This is a genomic window from Pseudomonas fluorescens group sp. (assembly GCF_020093335.1).
Taxonomy (GTDB): domain Bacteria; phylum Pseudomonadota; class Gammaproteobacteria; order Pseudomonadales; family Pseudomonadaceae; genus Aquipseudomonas; species Aquipseudomonas petroselini.
Genome location: NZ_JAIOKW010000026.1, coordinates 45,394 through 65,420, shown reverse-complemented (window position 1 = coordinate 65,420; position 20,027 = coordinate 45,394). Strand labels below are relative to the sequence as shown.

General features: G+C 63.2%; 17 protein-coding genes and 1 pseudogene. 8 read left to right on the top strand and 10 right to left on the bottom strand.

Translation table 11 applies throughout. From position 1 onward, the window contains the following. Window positions 1-891: 891 nt before the first annotated feature. Complete coding sequence (locus K7431_RS22305) at window positions 892-2,853, bottom strand: sigma-54 interaction domain-containing protein (RefSeq protein WP_043205177.1); 1,962 nt, start codon at window positions 2,851-2,853, stop codon at window positions 892-894. Window positions 2,854-3,039: 186 nt separating this feature from the next. On the opposite strand from K7431_RS22305, the gene K7431_RS22300 reads away from it, so the two are divergent. From K7431_RS22300 to K7431_RS22290, 3 genes are read left to right on the top strand one after another with little or no spacing between them, the layout of a single operon-like run. Continuing rightward, window positions 3,040-4,044, top strand: coding sequence for a Gfo/Idh/MocA family oxidoreductase (locus tag K7431_RS22300; protein WP_012723609.1), 1,005 nt, complete (start codon window positions 3,040-3,042; stop codon window positions 4,042-4,044). Beyond that, the gene (locus K7431_RS22295; RefSeq protein WP_012723608.1) at window positions 4,041-4,820 is read left to right on the top strand and encodes a TIM barrel protein; all 780 of its coding nucleotides are present in this window, start codon (window positions 4,041-4,043) and stop codon (window positions 4,818-4,820) included. Before K7431_RS22300 ends, K7431_RS22295 begins: the two co-directional genes overlap by 4 nt. 19 nt (window positions 4,821-4,839) lie before the next feature. After that, entirely contained in the window at window positions 4,840-5,766 is a 927-nt protein-coding gene (locus tag K7431_RS22290; protein ID WP_012723607.1) for a sugar ABC transporter substrate-binding protein, read from the top strand. A 111-nt stretch (window positions 5,767-5,877) separates the two neighbouring features. Here the strand turns inward: K7431_RS22290 and yghU are convergent, their stop codons facing one another. Next, the gene (yghU, locus tag K7431_RS22285; RefSeq protein ID WP_012723606.1) at window positions 5,878-6,705 is read right to left on the bottom strand and encodes a glutathione-dependent disulfide-bond oxidoreductase; all 828 of its coding nucleotides are present in this window, start codon (window positions 6,703-6,705) and stop codon (window positions 5,878-5,880) included. 67 nt (window positions 6,706-6,772) lie between these two features. Next, complete coding sequence (locus K7431_RS22280) at window positions 6,773-7,999, bottom strand: MFS transporter (RefSeq protein WP_043205176.1); 1,227 nt, start codon at window positions 7,997-7,999, stop codon at window positions 6,773-6,775. A gap of 65 nt (window positions 8,000-8,064) precedes the next feature. Between K7431_RS22280 and K7431_RS22275 the strand changes: the two genes are divergently transcribed. The 4 genes and pseudogenes from K7431_RS22275 to K7431_RS22260 form a co-directional block, all read left to right on the top strand. Then, entirely contained in the window at window positions 8,065-9,063 is a 999-nt protein-coding gene (locus K7431_RS22275) for an AraC family transcriptional regulator (RefSeq protein ID WP_052308707.1), read from the top strand. Continuing rightward, entirely contained in the window at window positions 9,060-9,593 is a 534-nt protein-coding gene (mug, locus tag K7431_RS22270; RefSeq protein ID WP_012723603.1) for a G/U mismatch-specific DNA glycosylase, read from the top strand. The genes K7431_RS22275 and mug overlap by 4 nt, the downstream gene beginning before the upstream one ends. 30 nt (window positions 9,594-9,623) lie before the next feature. Further along, complete coding sequence (locus K7431_RS22265; protein ID WP_012723602.1) at window positions 9,624-10,220, top strand: glutathione S-transferase family protein; 597 nt, start codon at window positions 9,624-9,626, stop codon at window positions 10,218-10,220. A 232-nt stretch (window positions 10,221-10,452) separates the two neighbouring features. Beyond that, window positions 10,453-10,569 (top strand): annotated as a pseudogene (locus K7431_RS22260) (glutathione S-transferase); the annotation flags it as partial. Between the two features lie 242 nt (window positions 10,570-10,811). Here K7431_RS22260 and K7431_RS22255 read toward each other — a convergent pair. After that, on the bottom strand, window positions 10,812-11,579 hold the full coding sequence (locus K7431_RS22255) for an SDR family NAD(P)-dependent oxidoreductase (RefSeq protein WP_012723601.1): 768 nt from the start codon (window positions 11,577-11,579) through the stop codon (window positions 10,812-10,814). A gap of 138 nt (window positions 11,580-11,717) precedes the next feature. Between K7431_RS22255 and K7431_RS22250 the strand changes: the two genes are divergently transcribed. Then, the gene (locus K7431_RS22250; RefSeq protein ID WP_012723600.1) at window positions 11,718-12,866 is read left to right on the top strand and encodes an aldose epimerase family protein; all 1,149 of its coding nucleotides are present in this window, start codon (window positions 11,718-11,720) and stop codon (window positions 12,864-12,866) included. 53 nt (window positions 12,867-12,919) lie between these two features. Here K7431_RS22250 and araH read toward each other — a convergent pair whose 3' ends face one another. From araH to araD1, 6 genes are all read right to left on the bottom strand, one after another. After that, window positions 12,920-13,888, bottom strand: coding sequence for an L-arabinose ABC transporter permease AraH (gene araH, locus K7431_RS22245; RefSeq protein ID WP_012723599.1), 969 nt, complete (start codon window positions 13,886-13,888; stop codon window positions 12,920-12,922). Between the two features lie 9 nt (window positions 13,889-13,897). Next, complete coding sequence (gene araG, locus K7431_RS22240) at window positions 13,898-15,424, bottom strand: L-arabinose ABC transporter ATP-binding protein AraG (protein ID WP_012723598.1); 1,527 nt, start codon at window positions 15,422-15,424, stop codon at window positions 13,898-13,900. A gap of 57 nt (window positions 15,425-15,481) precedes the next feature. Then, the gene (locus K7431_RS22235) at window positions 15,482-16,486 is read right to left on the bottom strand and encodes a substrate-binding domain-containing protein (protein WP_012723597.1); all 1,005 of its coding nucleotides are present in this window, start codon (window positions 16,484-16,486) and stop codon (window positions 15,482-15,484) included. A gap of 74 nt (window positions 16,487-16,560) precedes the next feature. Further along, a complete protein-coding gene (locus tag K7431_RS22230; RefSeq protein WP_012723596.1) occupies window positions 16,561-17,424 on the bottom strand; it encodes an SMP-30/gluconolactonase/LRE family protein in 864 nt (287 codons plus the stop codon). Between the two features lie 16 nt (window positions 17,425-17,440). Further along, window positions 17,441-19,021, bottom strand: a complete 1,581-nt coding sequence (locus K7431_RS22225; RefSeq protein ID WP_012723595.1) for an aldehyde dehydrogenase (NADP(+)) — start codon at window positions 19,019-19,021, stop codon at window positions 17,441-17,443. Between the two features lie 11 nt (window positions 19,022-19,032). Further along, window positions 19,033-20,022, bottom strand: a complete 990-nt coding sequence (araD1, locus tag K7431_RS22220; protein WP_012723594.1) for an AraD1 family protein — start codon at window positions 20,020-20,022, stop codon at window positions 19,033-19,035. Between the last annotated feature and the right edge of the window lie 5 nt (window positions 20,023-20,027).

The window sequence follows — 20,027 nt, the reverse complement described above, 5'->3', positions numbered from 1 at the left end:
CCGTCAACCACGCTGGCCGGAATTCGGCAGGGATTTGGGGGGTAAACCGGCAGGGATGCCGGTTTAGCCGCCCCGCGCCATGGATGGCGCGTGGCGGCGGCCCCCCAAATACCTGTCGGATTACGGGCACACCGAGCGTGAGCGAGGTGCCGAGTGTTGGGGCAAGAGCGTTTTGCTTACTTTTGCGCTCTTCAAAAGTGAGCCGCCGTAAGGGCGGAACCCATAGCAGCCGTTACCTAAATAACGGCTATGTACCCGGTCTGATCCAACATCCTGGTCGTCTGCAAGGCCGCCGGCGGGAGCAAGCTCCCTCGCCACAGATCCAGCGCCATACCCAGAATTGTGTAGATACCGAGGCCCCGATGGCGCTGAATCAGTCACCAGATGAATCGACTGACACACCGCTATCGGGGGCAAGCCCCCTCCCACATTGGGATCGCAGCCTAACCGTTAGAGGGAGCTCGACTGTCAGGCCGCCACGGGAGCAAGCTCCCTCGCCACAGGTCCTGCGCCATACCCAGAATTGTGTAGATACCGAGGCCCCGATGGCGCTGAATCAGTCACCTGATGAATCGACTGACACACCGCTATCGGGGGCAAGCCCCCTCCCACATTTGGATCGCAGCCTAACAGTTAGATGGCGGTCAGCTGTCAGGCCGCCGGCGGGAGCAAGCCCCCTCCCACAGGTCCAGCGCCAGCCCCAGAATTGTGTAGATACCCAGGCCCCGATGGCGCTGAATCAGTCACCTGATGAATCGACTGACACACCGCTATCGGGGGCAAGCCCCTCCCACATTTGGATCGCGAGGTAACAGTTAGATTGTGGTCAGCTGTCAGGCCACCGGCGGGAGCAAGCCCCCTCCCACATTTGAACTGCGCCAGACTTAAATCTCAGTCGCCACGAAAATCCCCGGCATTCAGCCCAAACCGACTCATCTTGTTGTACAGCCCGCCCCGCGACACGTTCAGTTGCCGCGCAGCCAGGCGGATATTGCCACCGGTGCTTTTAAGCGCGGCGACGATGGCGTGCATTTCGTGGCTGCTCAGGTCCTGGGCAGGGTGCGGTTCGTAGCCGCGCAGCAGGGCGCGTTGGCGGTTTTCCAAGGGCAGGTCCACCGGTTCGATCAGCGCCCCCGTCGCCAAGTTGGTCGCCCGCTCGATGCTGTTTTCCAACTCGCGCACATTGCCCGGCCAGCCATAGGCCGAGAGCAATGCCATCGCCTCCGGTGAAAAGCCCTGCACCGACTTACGCAACGAGCGCGCACAGCGGGCTAGAAAGTGCCGCGCCAGCAGCGGAATGTCTTCACGGCGCATGCGCAGTGGCGGCACGGTCAGGTTGAGCACGTTGAGGCGGTAGTAGAGGTCTTCGCGAAACGCGCCTTCCGCTACTGCCTGGCTGAGGTTGCGGTGGGTGGCGGCGATGATGCGCACGTCCACTTGCCGCGAATTTTTCGCGCCGACACGGGTGATCTCACCTTCCTGCAACACCCGCAGCAAGCTCACCTGGGCATCGAAGGACATGTCGCCAATCTCATCCAGAAAAATCGTACCGCCATCCGCCAGTTCAAACTTACCCGCCGAGCCGCCACGCGCCGAGCCGGTAAACGCGCCTTCGACATGCCCGAACAGCTCGCTTTGCACCAGGTCGCGTGGAATCGCGCCGCAGTTGACCGCCACAAACGGGCCGTTGCAGCGGTCGCTGCCGTTGTGGATGGCCTGGGCGAACAGCTCCTTGCCGGTGCCGCTTTCACCCAGGATCAGCGTGGTGGAATCACTGCGACTGGCGATGCGCCCCAGGTGCAGCGCGTCCTGGATCGCCCGCGAGTGCCCCTGGATGGTGTCGAAGGTGTAGCTGGCCTGGGTGCCGATGAGGCGTCGGGTGATTTCGCGGATGCGGCGGTTCTCCCGCAGTGACACGATCACCCCGCCCTGCTCCAGCGGGCACACCGAGACCAGGCAGGCGAGTTGGCTGCGGTTGTGCAGGTGGAAGGTGCAGTCGAGGTCGCGAACGGCCTCGCCCATCGAGTCGCTCAATTCGCTGCGCCCCAACTGCTGAAACGGCTGACCGATCAGCTCCAGCCCCACCCCGAACAGGTGCCGGGCATAGCGGTTGAGCGCCTTGATGCAGCCACGCTCATCCAGCACCACCAGGCCTTCGTTGAGCACTTCGAGGACGGTTTGCTGTTCTTCCAACAGACCTTGCAGGGCCATCTGCCGCGATACGGCGTCGGCCGCAGCCTGCACCGTGCCGAGGGTATGGAAGTGAAACCAGCCGGGCTCGGCGGTGAGGGTCAGCATGGCCAGGGTCTGGCCTTGAGCATTCTTGATCGGCGCAGCGGCGCAGTGCATGCGGCGCTGGCGCAGGCCGATACCGAAGTTTTCCTCGGCCAGCACGTACACCAGGCGATCTTCGGCCAGCGCCAGGCCGGTGCAGTTGGTGCCTTGTACCGATTCCAGCAGACGACTGCCCACGGGGGTGATGTCCAGCCCGCAGAAATACAGGGTGGTGCCGTCGGCATCGGTAAGGTTGATATGGCCGCGCGGGTTGTAGGCCAGCAAGCCTCGCATGACTTGCGCGGCGGCGGCGATCAGCACGCGGTGGGTGGCCTGGGTGGCGGCCAGGGTTTCGGCGGCCACGAAGCGGTACGCGTTGTCTGCCGGGTCAATACCGGCCGCGACGCTGCGCCGCCACGAATCCCAGATCACTTGGCGCACGTGCGCCGGGCGCTCGACCTGACCGGCCAGGCAGTCGCGCCAGGCCTGCTCCAGCGTGGCCACCGGGCCATCATTCAACGCAGCAGGCCCAAGGGCTGTGAGGTAGTCGAGGTCTTGCACGCTGAACGCCATGCTCATTGGGGCGGTATCCATGTTCATGTTTTTGACATGTCAGTATAGACATGTTCATTAAATGAACACTTTTCGCTTATGAATAATAATAAATCGCTATTTATCAATGAGTTATGAATTGGCACAGGCCTTGCTCCTACCCCTTAGCCCACCAGGACCGTCCTGGGGCCAATAACAACAAGGGGTTATTTCATGAGTACACAGCACATCCGCCTGGGTTTGATCGGTGCCGGTCGCATGGGCAGCTTCCACGGCCTGACCGCCGCTCGGCATATCCCCGGCGCCAGCCTGGCGGCGATTGCCGACCCAACGCCAGGCCAGGCCGCCCGCCTCGCCGCTGAACTGGGCGTGAGCAAGGTTTACACCGACCCTCAACAATTGCTCGACGACCCGGACATCGACGGCGTACTCATCGCCGCCCCCGCCCGCAGCCACGCCGAGCTGGTGATCAGCGCCGCCCGCGCGGGCAAAGGGATCTTCTGCGAAAAACCCATGGCCATCACCCTGGATGAGGCCGACCGTGCCATCGCGGCCGCGGCCGATGCGCGGGTGCCGCTGCAGGTCGGTTTCAACCGGCGTTTCGCCAAGAGCTTTCGCACCGCGCACCTCGACGTCGCCGCCGGCCGCATCGGCACCCCGCAGCTGCTGCGCTCGCTGACCCGCGACCCGGCGCTGAACAACCCGGCCGCTTCGCCGCAATGGGTGATCTTCCTCGAGACCCTGATCCACGATTTCGACACGCTGCGCTACCTCAATCCCGGCGCCGAGGCGGTGCAGGTGTACGTGATGGCTGACGCACTGATCGCGCCCGATTACAAAAACAAAGGCTTCCTCGACACCGCGGTGGTTGCGATCCGCTTCGACAACGGCGCCATCGCCACTGCCGAAGCCAATTTCCAGGCCGTGTATGGCTACGACGTGCGCGGCGAAGTGTTCGGCAGCGCCGGCATGCTGAGCATGGGCAGCCTTAACGAGTCCGACTTGGTGCGCTACCTCGCCCAAGGCATCCAGGCCGACACCCAGCGCATGGACACCGACCTGTTGCGCGACGCCTACATCGCCGAGCTCAACCACTTTGTCGATTGCCTGCGCAGCGGCGCCAAGCCCCTGGCCAGCGGTGAAGACGCACGCGCGGCGCTGGCGATTGCCCGTGCCTGTATCGAATCGTTCGAAACGGGCAAGGCGGTGACCCTATGAGCCCGTTCAAGCTCGCGATCAGCGCGGAGATGGTGTTTCTCGACCAGCCCTTCATCGAGCGCGTACAGCGTATTCATGCGCTGGGCTTCAGCGTTGAAATCTGGAACTGGACCCACAAGGACATCGCCGCCCTCGCCGCCACCGGTGCCGACTTTACGTCCATGACCGGCTACATCAGCGGCACCCTCACCGACCCCGACGGCATCCGCCAGTTGCTCGACAGCGCCCGCGAATCCTTAGGGGTCGCCGAGCAATTGAATTGCCCCAGCCTCAACCTGCACGGTACCGGCCTGGGTGACGGCGGCCTGCCCGTTCAACCCGTGAGCCAGACCACCGGCCGCATGTGGCTGAGCGCCTGCAAGACCCTGGAAAAAATCGCCCGCCTGGGGGAAGACGCCGGCCGTGTGTTCCTGCTGGAAAACCTCAACACCGAGGTCGACCACCCCGGCACGCCCTTTGCCCGCGCCGACGACACCCTGGCGCTGGTCGAGGCCGTGGGCAGCCCCCACTTGAAGATGAACCTGGACCTGTACCACGCGCAGATCGGCGAAGGAAACCTGATCGAGCTGATCCAGCGCGCCGGTACACACATCGGTGAAATCCAGGTGGCCGACGTGCCGGGACGCCAGGAGCCCGGCACCGGTGAAATCCACTACCCAGCCATAGCCAGGGCCCTGCACGCCATGGGCTACCGCGGCGTGGTCGGCCTGGAAGGCTGGGCCAGCGGCGACAGCGAGTTGGCCCTGGAGCGATTTCGCCAAGCGTTCACCCTATAACAATAAAAGGAACACCCTTATGAACCGCTATTCATTGATCGTTGCCACGCTGGTGTTGCTGTTCAGCCAATGGACCTTCGCCGCCTATCGCATCGGCGTGAGCATTGCCCGGGTCGACGATAACTTCATGACCTACGTGCGCACCGGCCTGGAAGCCGCCGCCAAGCAGCAGGATGTGCAGATCCAGTTCGAAGACGCCCAGGGCGATGTGGTGCGCCAGCTCAATCAGGTCGAAGGTTTCCTCAACCAGAAGGTCGACGCGGTGATCGTACTGCCGGTGGACACCGCCGCCACCGCCAACATGACCCGCGCCGCCGTGGCGGCGAAGACACCGCTGGTGTACGTCAACCGTCACCCGGACGAACGCACCCTGCCCAAGGGCGTGGTCACCGTGGCCTCCAACGACATCGAAGCCGGGCAGTTGCAGATGCGCTACCTGGCGGAAAAGCTCGGCGGCAAGGGCAATGTGGCGATCATCATGGGCGACCTCGCGCAGAACGCCACCCATGACCGCACCGAAGGCGCCAAACAGGTGCTCAAGGATTTTCCCGGTATCAAGGTGGTCGAGCAGCAAAGCGCCGAATGGCAACGCAGCAAGGGCATGGACCTGACCAGCAACTGGCTGCTGGCGGGCACCCAGTTCGATGCCATCGTGGCCAATAACGATGAAATGGCGATTGGCGCGGCCATGGCCTTGCAGCAGGCCGGCAAAACCAAGGGCGAGATCGCGATTGTCGGCATCGATGGTTTGCCCGACGGCCTGGCGGCGATCAAGCGTGGGATGCTCACGGCGTCGGTGTTCCAGGACCCGAAAGCCCAGGCGACCCAGGCGGTGCACGCCGCGGTGCGGATGATCAAGGGTGAGCCGATTGAGCCGGAGGTGTGGGTGCCGTTCGAACTGATCAAGCCCGAGCAGGTGGCGGTGTTTGAGCAGCGCTACAGATAGCCTGTCGTACCCAGCGCACACTGTGGGAGGGGGCTTGCTCCCGATGAGGGTGGGTCAGTTGATACATCCGTGCCTGACCCACCGCTATCGGGAGCAAGCCCCCTCCCACACTCAGTCCAGGTCGCTTGCGTCATGCCGTTCGGGTAACTGTTCCTCGCCAGACACCCGGTTCACCCGCCGCCCCCGCTGCACCGCCGGCCGCGCTTCGATCGCGTCCGCCCAGCGCAACACGTGCGTGTACTCATGCACCGACAGGAACTGCGCCGCGCCATACAAGCGGCCTTTGACCAACCCGCCATACCAGGGCCAGATCGCGATATCGGCGATGGTGTATTCATCACCCGCAATGTACTCGCTCACTGCCAGGCGCTGGTCGAGTACGTCGAGCTGACGCTTGGTCTCCATGGCGAAGCGGTTGATCGCGTATTCCATTTTGCTCGGCGCATACGCATAGAAGTGCCCGAAGCCACCGCCCAGGTACGGCGCGCTGCCCATCTGCCAGAACAACCACGACAGGCATTCCGCACGCGCCGCAGGCTCAGTCGGGAAGAACGCACCGAATTTTTCCGCCAGGTACTGCAAAATCGCGCCCGACTCGAACACCCGAATCGGCGTGGCGCCGCTGCGGTCCAGCAGGGCCGGGATCTTGGAGTTCGGGTTGACCCCGACAAAGCCACTGCCGAACTGGTCACCGTCGCCGATCTTGATCAGCCAGGCGTCGTATTCCGCACCGGTGTGGCCCAGCGCGAGCAACTCCTCCAGCAGGATCGTGACCTTCTGTCCATTGGGCGTGGCCAAGGAGTACAGCTGCAGCGGGTGCTTGCCCACCGGCAGTGCCTTGTCATGGGTGGCGCCGGCGATGGGTCGGTTGATACTGGCGAAGGTGCCGCCGTTTTCGGTGTCCCAGGTCCACACTGTTGGGGGTACGTAATCGGTCATGCTTACTGCTCCAGGCGTGCTTGCGATCAGCGAAGCGCTCCAGACTAAACCAAAGGTTGATGGCGCGTCACACCTGCAGCGCTTTACCCGCCGCCGCATGCTGCCGAGGCACCTGCACCCGTAACGCGATCAACAAGGCGGCCAGCAGCATCAAGACACCGGCACCGATAAACACGCCGTCGATACCGCTGAGGCTGAACATCACGCCCCCCCCCGCAGCCCCTGCCGCAATAGCGGATTGCACCGACGCCACCACCATGCCACCGGCACTTTCAGCTTGATCCGGCACCGCGCGGGCCACCCAGTTCGACCACGCCACCGGCACCCCGCCAAAGGCCATGCCCCACAGCGCCAGCAGCAACGCCTGGCTCGGCAGCGAGGCCGGCAGCAGCACCAGGGCGAGCGCCGCGACGCCCACCAAGATCGGCATCAGCACCAACGTGCCGCGTGGATAACGCACCAGCATCCATCCGGCCAACAGCGTGCCGACGAAGTTGGCGGCGCCGAACCCCAGCAGCATCAAGGCCAGCCCTTCGGTGCCCACGCCTGTGGTGCTTTCCAGGAATGGCCGGATGTAGGTGAACAGCGCGAAATGCCCGGTGTGCACCAATACGCAGCCAAACATGCCGATGGCGATGCCCGGACGCCGCAGCACATCCAGTATCGTGCGCAAACGTGCGGTGCCCGTGGGGGCCAGGCGTGGCAGTGTGAACAGCTGGAACGCCAGCGTGATCACACCGACGGCGGCTGCGGCGACGAACGCACTGCGCCAGCCATACAAACCACCAAGGAAGCTGCCCAGCGGCACGGCGACCACCGTGCCCACCGCAATGCCACTGAAGATGATCGACAGCGCACGGGGCAGCAGCGCCGCCGGCACCAGGCGCATCGCCACCGCTGCCGCCATGCTCCAGAAACCGCCCAGGGCGACGCCCAGCAGGATGCGCATCAACAGCAGCACCGCCAGGCTGGAAGAGAGCGCCACCAACAGGTTGGACGCAATCATCAGCAAGGAAAAACCCAACAGCACCACGCGTCGGTCGATGCCACGCGTCAGGCCGGGCACCAGCAACCCGGCGAACAACGCCACCACGGCCGTCACGGTCACCGCCTGGCCGGCGAGCGCCTCTGACACGCCAAGGTCCATCGCCATCGGCGTCAACAGGCTGGCCGGCAGGTATTCCGCCGTCAACAATCCGAACACCCCCATGGCCAGGGAAAATACTGCCATCCAGGCCGGGTCTGTGGGCTCCGCCTGCGAATGGACAGAGGGTTGAGCTACACAATCATTCATCACACGACATCCTCGGGAAATTAGCGCGACGGCCAGTCTAGGTTCGTCACATCGGATGATCTATGATGCAAACCCTTGAGTTTTTGACCGAAACCCCGAACATGACGACAGCGGCCCCCTTCAACCTGTCCTCCGACCTTATCGACGAGCTGCTGCGCGGCATGCGCCTGCGCGGGGTGCAGTACCGGCGCATCCAGGCCGGGCCGAGCTTCGGCATGGGCTTTGAGGCCAAACCTGGACACGCCTATTTCCACTTCCTGGCTGCAGGGACGGCCACCCTGCGTACCGACGACGGCAGCCTGTTTGAGTTGTCGGCGGGCAATGCGGTGTTCATCTCCCACGGCGGCGCCCATGCGCTGTCATCCACCGCGGACGGGCCGGTGCAGGACATCAAGGGCTTTGACGCCACGCCGCTAGGCGAGACCGTCTGCGCGGTGGATGCATCGCCCGACACGCTCCCGAGCACCTTGCTGTTCAGCGCCTGCATGGCGTTCGAGCTTGGCAGTATCCAGGGGCTCGGCAGCCTGATGCCGGCCTTGATGCTGATCGACGCCCAGGGCCAGCGTTACCCCGGCCTGATGCCGATCCTGGCGGTGATGGAACGCGAAGTCAGCGCCGCTCGCGTCGGCTACTCCGGCATCCTCGCGCGCCTGGCCGATGTGGTGGCCGCGATGATCGTGCGCGGCTGGGTGGAATGCGCCTGCGGCAATGCGTCGGGGCTGGTGGCGGCGCTGCGCGACGCACGGTTGGCCGGTGCCCTGCTCGCCCTGCACCAGCAACCCGGCCGCGCTTGGAGCGTGGCCGAGCTGGCCGCGCACTGTCACACCTCCCGTTCGGTGTTCGCCGAGCGCTTCCAGGCCACCCTGGGTATCCCACCCTTGCGCTACGTGACGGAACTGCGCATGCGCCTGGCCAGCCAATGGCTGACCCTGGAGCGGTTGCCCATCGAAGACGTCGCACTGCGCCTGGGCTACACCTCCCAGGCGGCGTTCAGCCGTGCATTCAAGCGCATCACCGGCCAGCCACCGGGGGCCAGCCGCCACACCCTGCGGAGCCCGGCATGAACGCTCGCCTCGACGACATCCTGGCCGACCGCCTGGACGTGGTGTTCTGCGGCATCAACCCCGGCAAGGGCTCCGCCGCCCTGGGCCTGCACTTTGCCAATCGCAGCAATCGCTTCTGGCGCACCTTGCACCGGGCGGGCTTCACGCCCCAAGAAATCCGCCCGGAGGACGGCCGTACGTTACTGGACTATCACTGCGGCTTGACCACCGTGGTCGAGCGCCCTACCGCGAGCGCGGGCGAGCTGGCACGGCATGAATTCACCGACGCGGCGGCAGCGTTTGAACAGAAAATCCACCGCCACGCACCGCGTTTCGTGGCATTTCTCGGCAAGGCCGGCTACAGCGCGCTGTCCGGTCAACGCGAGATCGGCTGGGGGTTGCAGCCGCAGCGGCTGGGCGGTGCGTCGGTGTGGGTGTTGCCCAACCCGAGCGGACGCAACCTGGCGTTCAGCCTGGAGCAATTGGTGGAGGCGTATCAGTCCCTGCGCGAGGCCATTGCGCCCGTCGACCCCGCGCCCTTAATCTCTTGAGCCCATCACCTTGTGAGCAATGGAGGCTTCATGAAACTGATCGGTATGCTGGACTCGCCCTACGTACGCCGCGTGGCCATTTCCCTGGAGTTATACGGGGTGGATTTTGTGCATGAGCCGCTGTCGGTGTTCCGCACGTTCACCGAGTTTTCCCAGATCAACCCGGTGGTCAAGGCGCCGACGCTGGTGCTGGACGATGGCACGGTGCTGATGGACTCCAGCCTGATCCTGGACTACCTGGAAACCCTGGCCCCGGCGGATAAAAAGCTGCTCCCGTCGCAACCCGCCGCGCGTGCCCGCGACCTGCAAACACTCGGGCTGGCCCTGGCGGCCTGTGAGAAAAGCGTGCAGATCGTCTATGAACACAACCTGCGCCCGGCCGAGAAGCTGCATGCGCCCTGGCTCGACCGCGTCAGCGGGCAGTTGCTGGCCGCTTATTCGTTATTGGAAAAACAGCTGAGCGACAGTGAAGCACTGAGCCAGGCCTCGATTACCGCGGCAGTGGCCTGGTCGTTCAGCCAATTCACCGTGGCGTCGGTGGTCAAGGCGGATGCGTTTCCCAACCTCAAGCGCCATGCCGAGCGCCTCGAACAGCACCCGGCTTTCAAGAAGTACCCGATCGAATAAACACCCCCTATCCAATGTGGGAGGGGGCTTGCCCTAATGCCAGTCAGTTAAGGATGAGCACCGTACCTGTGGCGAGGGAGCTTGCTCCCGCTGGGTCGCGAAGCGGCCCCAGCTCTTTGTTTCAAAAGACTGGGACTGCTGCGCAGTCCAGCGGGAGCAAGCTCCCTCGCCACGGGGTACTTTTCGCTCTTGCTGCTTCTTAACTGACTGGCATTAGGGCAGGCCCTCTCCCACGTTCAGCCAGTTCACCGTGGCGTCGGTGGTCAAGGCGGGTGCGTTTCCCAACCTCAAGCGCCATGCCGAGCGCCTGGAACAGCACCCGGCTTTCAAGAAGTACCCGATCGAATAACCCCCCCTATCCAATGTGGGAGGGGGCTTGCCCTAATGCCAGTCAGTTAAGGATGAGCACCGTACCTGTGGCGAGGGAGCTTGCTCCCGCTGGGTCGCGAAGCGGCCCCAGCTCTTTGTTTCAAAAGACTGGGACTGCTGCGCAGTCCAGCGGGAGCAAGCTCCCTCGCCACGGGGTACTTTTCGCTCTTGCTGCTTCTTAACTGGCAAGCCCCCTCCCACATTCGGCCTGTGCAGCCCGGCTCAGACCCAGCCGCCATCCACAATAAAGTTCTGCGCCGAACACATCGCCGAGGCGTCAGAGGCGAGAAACAGCGCCATATTGGCGATGTGCTCCGGCAGCACACTGCCCGGCAGGCACTGGCTGCGGCTGATCAGTTCCTTGGCGGCATCATCGACCCACATCGCCAGTTGTTTCTCGGTCATCACCCAACCCGGCACCAGCGTGTTCACACGGATGCGGCTCGGCCCCAGTTCCCGGGCCAGGGCGCGGGTCATGCCGTGGGCGGCGGCTTTGCTGGCAGCGTACACCGGGTAGCCGGCGGAAGCCATCATCCAGCCGACCGAGCCGAGGTTGATGATCGCCCCGCCGCCCGCGCCTTTCATCATCGGCACCACGGCCTTGGCGGCCAGGAAGGCGTGCTTGAGGTTGACGGAGATCAGCCGGTCGAACATCTCCGAGTCGACTTCTTCCAGGGTGTGGCGCACGTCATTGGCGGCGTTGTTCACCAGCACGGTGATCGGCCCAAGGGAGTGTTCGAAACGCCCGATGGCCGCCTTGTAGGCGATTTCATCGGTGATGTCGCAGTTCACGAACTCCACGGTGTGCCCGCGCGAACTGAGCAGCGCCGCCAGGCGTTCGCCCTGGCTTTGCGCGCGGTCCACAAACCCGACTTTGGCGCCTTGCGCAGCGAAGGCGCGCACCATGAATTCACCAATGCCCGAGGCGCCTCCGGAAATCAGGACGGTCTTGCCTTCAAGGTCGGGGTAAACGGCGTGTTGAGTGCTCATAGAACAGGTGCCTCGCTCAATTAGTCTTATTTTATTTTGCAAATACGGCGTTAAAGGCTATAAATTCGCTGTCTTATCGACAAAATATCGCACATTAGTAGAACTATTCCACTCAAAACAACAAAAGGAAGTTCGATCATGAAGCACCCTCGATACCTGCTCTCGGGCCTGGCCATGTCCTTGCTGATCGCCAGTGGCGGCGCCCAGGCCGCAGGGCTCACCAGCGAACACAAACCGTTTGGTAAAACCAACGACGGCACCGCCGTCGAACAGTACATCTTGCGCAACAGCCACGGCATGCAAGCCACGGTGATCACCTACGGCGGCGTGCTGCAGTCGCTGAAAGTGCCGGATAAAAACGGCAAGGTCGACGACGTGGTACTCGGCTTCGACGACGTGCAGGGCTACCAGGCTGGCACCGCGTTTTTCGGTGCGACCATCGGGCGTTTCGGCAATCGCCTCGCGGGCGGTGCCTTTGAGCTCGACGGCAAGCGCTACCAGGTGCCACTCAACGACGGCCCCAACTCGCTGCACGGCGGCGCACAAGGCTTCGACAAGCACGTTTGGAAGGCCTCGCCCGTCAAATCCAAGGACTCGGTCGGCGTCACCCTCACCTACCTGTCCAAGGACGGTGAAATGGGCTTCCCCGGCAACCTGAAAACCGAAGTCACCTATCGCCTCAACGATAAAAACGAACTGCACATCGACTACAAGGCCACCACCGACAAACCCACAGTGCTCAACCTCACCAACCACAGCTACTTCAACCTCGCCGGCGCGGGGAATGGCGACATTCTCAAGCAGGTCGCCACCTTGCATGCCAGCCATTACACCCCGGTGAATGCCACCTTGATTCCGACCGGCGAACTGGCCCCCGTCAAGGGCACGCCGATGGACTTCCTCAAACCGACGCCGATCGGCCAGCACATCAAGGAGGATCATCCGCAGCTCAAATTTGCCGAGCCGAAACAAGGCGGGTTTGACTTCAACTGGGCGCTGGACACCAAAGGCGACGTCAAGCAATTGGCCGCCGAGGTGCATGATCCTGAGTCAGGTCGGCGCTTGCAGCTGTACACCAGCGAGCCAGGGGTGCAGTTCTATACCAGTAACTTCCTCGACGGTTCGGTGAAGGGCAAGGCTGGGAAGACCTACCTGCACTGGAGTGGTTTCACCTTGGAGACCCAGCACTTTCCGGATGCGCCTAACCAACCGACATTTGCCTCCACCCGCCTGAACCCAGGGCAAACCTACACCCAGAGCACCGTCTTCAAATTCTCCGCAAACTAAACATGTGGGAGGGGGTAAGCCCCCTCCCACATTTAATCCTCACACGGCATGACTCAGCGTTGTTTCATGCGGTCGATGACCACGGCCAGCAGCAGGATCGAGCCACGGATCACGTACTGGTAGAAGGTGTCGATGTTCTTCAGGTTCATCGCATTCTCGATGATCGCCAAAATCAACACCCCGGCGATCACATGACGGATCATCCCGACCCCACCGCTCAACGATACCCCGCCCAGCACGCAGGCCGAGATCACGGTCAGTTCAAAACCCTGCCCGATCATCGGCTGGCCCGAGGTCATGCGTGACGCCAGGATCACCCCGGCCAATGCGCCGATCACACCGTGTACGGCAAAGATCAGGATCTTGGTACGGTCGACGTTCACCCCCGCGAGCAACGCCGCTTCCGGGTTGCCGCCGATGGCCATGGTGTTGCGCCCGTAGGTGGTGTAGTTGAGCAACCAGCCGAAAAACATGAAGCACAGGATCGTGATGATGATCGGCACCGGCACGCCCAGCAGTTGGCCGTTGCCGAAGATAAAGAACTGATCCTGGGACACCCCCACCGCCTTGCCGTTGGCAAAGATGTACGCCAGGCCGCGCACGATCTGCATGGTCGCCAAGGTGGTGATCAACGCGTTGACCCGCAGCTTGGCGATCACGATGCCGTTGATCAGCCCCACGACCAGGCCCATCAGCAGCGCGGCGCCAATGCCCAGCATGACGCTGTCGGTATCGCGCATCACAATCGCCGCGACCACCCCGGCGCAGGCAATCACCGAGCCCACCGACAAGTCGAAGTGCCCCGACGCCAGGCAGAACAGCATGGTGCAGGCGGCAATGCCCACGGTGGAAATCGCCAGGCCCAGCCCGCGCATGTTCAGCGGGGAGAGGAAGTTGTCGATGAGCAAGGCGCAGAGCAAAAAGATGCTCACCGCCGCCAGCAGCATGGCCCAGTTGTCCAGCAGTGCACGCACGTCCAGGGGTTTGCGCACGGTCGGCAGCGCATTGTTTTGGATTGTCATGATCGTCTCTCAGTTCGCCAGGCTACGCGGCAAAGCCAGCTGCAGCAGGTTGGATTCAGTGGCGTGTTCGCGGGTTTGTTCGCCGCGCATCGCGCCTTCGCACAGCACCAGGATGCGGTCGGAGATACCCATCACTTCCATCAGGTCGCTGGACACTACGATGACCGCAATGCCTTGGGCCGCGAGGTTATGGATGATCTGGTAGATCTCGGCCTTGGCGCCGATATCGATGCCACGCGTGGGTTCGTCCAGCAGCAGGACTTTCATCGGCATCGACAGCCAGCGTCCCAGGATCGCCTTCTGCTGATTGCCGCCGGACAGGTACATGATTTTCTGCGCCGCATTCGGCGTTTTGACTTTCATCGCCTGGATCTGCTGGTCGGCGTTGCGTTTTTCCCAGCCGTCGCGCAACAGCCAGCCAAACGCCGAATGGGCGCCGCGCGCGCTGATATTGATGTTCTCCGCCACGCTGGACAGCGGGATGATGCCCTCCTTCTTGCGGTCTTCCGGGCACAGCAACACACCGGCGGCGATGGCATCGCGCGGTGAGCGCAGTTGCAAGGCTTGCCCGCAGAGTTCCAGTTGACCGGCGCTGGCACGTTCCAGGCCGCTGAGCAGGCGGAACAACTCGGTACGTCCGGCGCCCACCAGCCCGAACAGGCCGAGGATCTCGCCTTTGCGCACATTGAAACTGATCGGCTCACGCAGGCCTGGGCCGAGCAAACCGTCGACCTTGAGCGCCACTTCGCCCTGTTCACGCGGACGGTAGTCGTAGATGTCCTGGATATCGCGGCCGACCATGCAGGTGACCAACTGGTCGTGGGTCAGCGCACTCATGTCATCGAAGGTGCGCACGTAGCGGCCGTCCTTGAACACCGTCACGGCGTTGCAGATGCGGAACACCTCTTCCATGCGGTGGGACACGTAGAGCACCACTTTGCCCTCGTCGCGCAGGCGCGTGATGATCGCCATCAAGCGGTCGATCTCGCGCGCCGAGAGGCTGCTGGTGGGTTCGTCAAAGGCAATCACATGGGCACCACGGGACAGCGCCTTGGCAATTTCCACCAGTTGGCGCTGGCCCAGGGACAGGCGGCCGAGCTTTTCCTGCGGGTCGATTTCATCGGCCAGGCCTTTAAGGCAGGCCAGTGCCTGCTGGCGCAACAGGCTGCGATTGACCACACCGAAACGCGACGGCAAATGCCCGAGGAACAGGTTCTCGGCCACGGTCATTTCCGGCACCAGGTGCAGTTCCTGGTGGATCACCGCCACGCCGCTGGCAATGCTGTCGGCGGCGTTTTTGAAGGCCATGGTCTGCTCGCCGATCTGCAGCGTGCCACTGCTGGGGATATAAGCACCGCCGAGGATTTTCAGCAGCGTCGACTTGCCCGCGCCGTTTTCGCCCATCAAGGCGTGCACTTGCCCTGGGTAGGCGGTGAAGCTGATGCCATCCAGCGCCTTGACCCCAGGAAAGGTTTTGCCGATGCCGTTGAAGCTCAACTGGGCAGCAGCGTTGTGTGTCTGTAATTGCGCGTGCATAACCACCTCGTCACACCAAACCGGCGGCCCCGTTGTGGGGGCCGCCATGCCAAACACTCAGTTCCACAACCCGATCTTGGTCAGTTCTTCCTTGAAGTTCTCGCGGGTGATCAGGGTCACTTCGTCCATGGCGGTGTACTTCGGTGGCTCGGTGCCTTTGGTGACCCACTCGTACATCATCAGCGCCGTGTTGTAGCCCTCGATATGTGGGCTAGGCAGCATGGAGCCGAAGAAGCCGCTGTTGGGTTTCTTCAGTTCGCCGATGGCATCGGTGCCATTGATGCCGATACCGATCACGTTGGCGGCTTTGAAGCCGGCGCTTTCGGTGGCGCGCACGCCGCCGAGTACGGTGTTGTCGTTCATGCCGCCGATGATCAGGTTTTTCGCGCCGCTGGGCAGCTTGACCAGGGCCGAGTTGGTGGCGTCCATGCTGCCCGGTACATCCAGGGTCTTGGCGGCGGTGAACAGGATGTGATCCTTGGGAATGCCGGCTTCCTCCAGGGACTTGACCGAGCCGTCGGTGCGTTTCTTGCCGGTGTCGAGTTCGTTGAAGGTGTTGATCACGGCGTAGGTGTCTTTCCAGTCCCAGCCACGTTTTTTCGCTTCAGCCGCCATGGCCGCGCCCTGCTTCTGGCCCACTTCGAAGGCGGCCATGCCCAGGTACGGCACGTCTTCCATGAAGGCGCCCTTGGCGTCGACGAAGCGGTCGTCCACGGCGATGACTTTCAGCCCATTGGCTTTGGCCTTGGCGACGATGGCCGGGCCGAGGGACACGTCCGGCGGGCAGATCACAAAACCCTTGGCGCCGTTGGCCGCCAGGCTGTCGATGGCCGAGAGGGTTTTCTCGCCATCGGGCACGGCGATCTTGATCACAGTGAAGCCATGTTCCTTGCCGGCTTTTTCGGCAAACGCCCACTCGGTCTGGAACCACGGCTCTTCAGCCTGCTTGACCAGAAAACCGATCTTCACTTCTTCAGCGGCCAGCAACAGCCCGCTCAGGCTCATGGCCGAGACCGCCACAGCGGCGCAGCACAGGGAACGGATACCACGACGACGATTCATACGGGTGACTCCTTGTTGTTGTTTTTAGGTAGAACTCTAGAAGCGGGCTGGCAAGGAACCCACTCCCATTAGGGTTATCCGGCAAAGCGGTGACAGGGTTTGCCTGGCACGTCGACCTCGATGGCCAATACCGCACCATCCAGGGGGTGATCCAATGGGCTGGCAGCGCTGGTGATATACAGGGTGGTGAGGTTGGGGCCACCGAATACGCAACTGGTGGGACGGCTGACGGGCAGTTCGATGATGCGGTCCACCTCTCCTGCGGGCGTGAGGCGCAGCAGGCAACTGCCGTCCCAGCGCGCGTTCCAGAGGTAGCCTTCAACATCCATCGCCGAGCCGTCCGGCCCGCCGCGCTCGTGTGGACCAAACCACGTTTGCGCCGGACCGAGCTGGCCGTCCGCGTGGATCGCATGCCGGTACAGCGTGCCATCCAGGCTGTCGCCGAAATGCACCTGGCAGCCGTCATCACTCCACAGCAAGGTGTTGGGAATGCCCAGCCCGCTCAGCAACGGCGTCACCTGTGCATCGGCATCGATGCGAAACAGGCCGCCGGAACGTCGGGTGATCGGCACGTCTTCACCGTGTTCGCCGATGTTGTTCTGCATGGTGCCCAGCCACAGCCGGCCCTGGGCATCGCAGCGCGCTTCATTGCCACGGTTGCCCGTATGCGGGTCGGCCACGCACAGCAAGGTCAGGGCCTCGGTGGCCAGGTCCAACCGGTACACGCCGCTGCTCAAGGTCACTAACGCATCGCCGCTTTCACACGGGATAAAGGCCGAGACATGCTCGGGCAACTGCCAGATCTGCAACTGCCCGCCCATCAGGCGCAGCGCCTGTTTGCCGGCAATGTTGACCCAATACAGGGCCTGGGTGGGCACGTCCCAGAACGGGCCCTCCCCCAGTTGCGCGCGGTGCGCGGTGACGGCGGTACACGACATGACGCCTCCTGGTTTTTTACAACGAATCGCGCGATGGCGTGCCATCCACCAGCCGCTGGATCCGCAACGGGTTAGCGTTTTTCAACGCGTCGGGCAGCAGGCTGTCCGGGTAGTTCTGGAAGCACACCGGGCGCAGGAAACGGTCGATGGCCAGGGTGCCCACCGAAGTGCCACGGGCATCCGACGTCGCCGGGTACGGCCCGCCGTGAACCATCGAATCGCAGACTTCCACACCGGTCGGGTAACCGTTGAGCAGGATGCGCCCGACTTTCTGTTCGAGCAGTGGCGTGAGTTCGGCGAACTGCTGAAAGTCGCCCGGCTCGCCAATGATCGTGGCGGTGAGTTGGCCGTGCAGGCCATGCAAGGCAGCGCTGAGTTGCGCCTGGTCAGCCACTTCGACAAACACGGTGGTGGGGCCGAAAACTTCTTCCTGCAGCACGTCATCGCCGTCGATCAACAAGCCCACATTCGCCTTGAACAGCTGCGGCTGCGCCTGGTTGCCTGCCTGGGCATTGCCCGCCAGGTGCTGGATGCCGGGGTGCGCCAGGAGTTTTTCCAGGCCTTTGCCGTAGCTGCTCAGGGTGCCGGCATTGAGCATGGTTTGCGCCGGTTGCTCGCCGATCAGTTGCGCCACCTGTTGGGTGAACGCGGTGAAGGCTGGCGAAGCAATCCCGATCACCAAGCCAGGGTTGGTGCAGAACTGGCCACAGCCTTGCACCACCGAGGCGGTGAGGTCGCGGGCAACGGTGTCGGCCCTGGCCTGCAACGCCTGGGGCAATACGATCACCGGGTTGATGCTCGACATCTCGGCAAACACCGGGATCGGTTGCGGGCGCGCCGCGGCCATATCGCACAACGCACGACCGCCCTTGAGCGAACCGGTAAAGCCGACCGCCTGGATCGCCGGGTGCTTGACCAGCGCTTCACCGACGCCACCGCCGAAGATCATATTGAATACGCCGGCCGGCATCTCGGTGGCCTCGGCGGCACGGATGATCGCATTGGCGACCTGTTCCGCCGTGGCCATGTGGCCGCTGTGAGCCTTGAACACGACCGGGCAACCTGCGGCCAGCGCTGCGGCGGTGTCGCCGCCCGCCGTAGAAAACGCCAGGGGGAAATTGCTCGCGCCAAACACCGCGACCGGGCCCAGGCCGATGCGGTATTGGCGCAGGTCCGGACGTGGCAGCGGTTGGCGATCGGGCAACGCTTTGTCGATGCGCGCGCCGTAGAAATCACCGCGACGCAACACGGTGGCAAACAGGCGCATCTGGCCACTGGTACGCCCGCGCTCGCCCTTGATACGCGCGGCCGGCAATGCGGTTTCGCGGCAGACCAATTCAATGAAGTTATCGCTCAGGGCATCCAGTTCGTCTGCGATCGCGTCCAGAAACTGCGCGCGACGCGCCGCACTCAAGGCGCGGTACGCGGGATAGGCCTGCGCGGCGGCCTTGGCGGCGGCGTCGACTTCCTGCGGGGTGGCCTGGTAGAAGTCCTGGGGCAAGGCTTCGCCGGTGGCTGCGTCGACGCTTTGCAGCTTGACGCTGCCGTTGGCGCTGCGCTGGCCGCCGATGTAGTTGTGGCCGAGGAACTGGGTCATGGGGGTCTCCTTTAAAGGGTGATGACGTTACCGGGTTCAAAGGCCGCATCGGCACTGCCGACACGGTTGACCAGCGGCGCGCCGAACTCGGCTTGGCTGATCTCGAACACATCGCCCGGTTGGGTACGTATACCGTCGGCGAATGACAGCGTGGCGGTGCCGAAGAAATGAATATGCACATCGCCGGGCTTGAGGAACTGACGGTATTTGAAGTGGTGGTATTCGAGGTTTTCCAGGCTGTGGCACATATTGGCCTCGCCACTGAGGAATTCGTTCCGCCAGATTTCCTCGCCGTTACGCAGGATACGGCTGGTGCCGGCCAGGTGTTGGGGCAATTCGCCCACGCGCAGCTCGGGACCGTAGCTGCAGCTGCGCAGTTTGGAGTGGGCCAGGTACAGGTAGTTCTTGCGCTCCATGATGTGGTCGGAGAACTCGTTGCCTACCGCAAAGCCGAGGCGATAGGGCTTGCTGTCCGGGCCGATGACGTAAAGGCCGCCAATTTCCGGTTCTTCACCGGCGTCTTCGGCAAATGGCGGCACCGGGAAGGCTTCGCCAGGGCGCACGACGATACTGCCATCGCCCTTGTAGAACCACTCCGGCTGCACACCGGCTTGGCCGGCTGCGGGCTTGCCGCCCTCGACGCCCCATTTGAAGATGCGCATGGTGTCGGTCAGTGCGGTGTCGTCACCGGCCTGGTGCATTTTGTCGCGTGCCGAGGCACTGCCCAGGTGAGTCAGGCCGGTGCCGCTGATCAGCATATGGGCCGGGTCCGGGTGATCCAGCGGCGGCAGGACTCTCAGGTCGGCCAGCAGTGCGGCGTAGTCATGGCTGTCGCCCAGGCCGAGGGTCTCGACCTGCTGCTGCAACTTGATACCTGCCTCGATGGCGGCCAGGGCCAGTTCGCGTACGCTGCGCGCCGTGTTCACTTCACGCAATGTGCTGCCTTCCACCACGCCGACGCGGCGCTCACCGTTGTGCAATTCGAACTGAACTAAACGCATGAAAC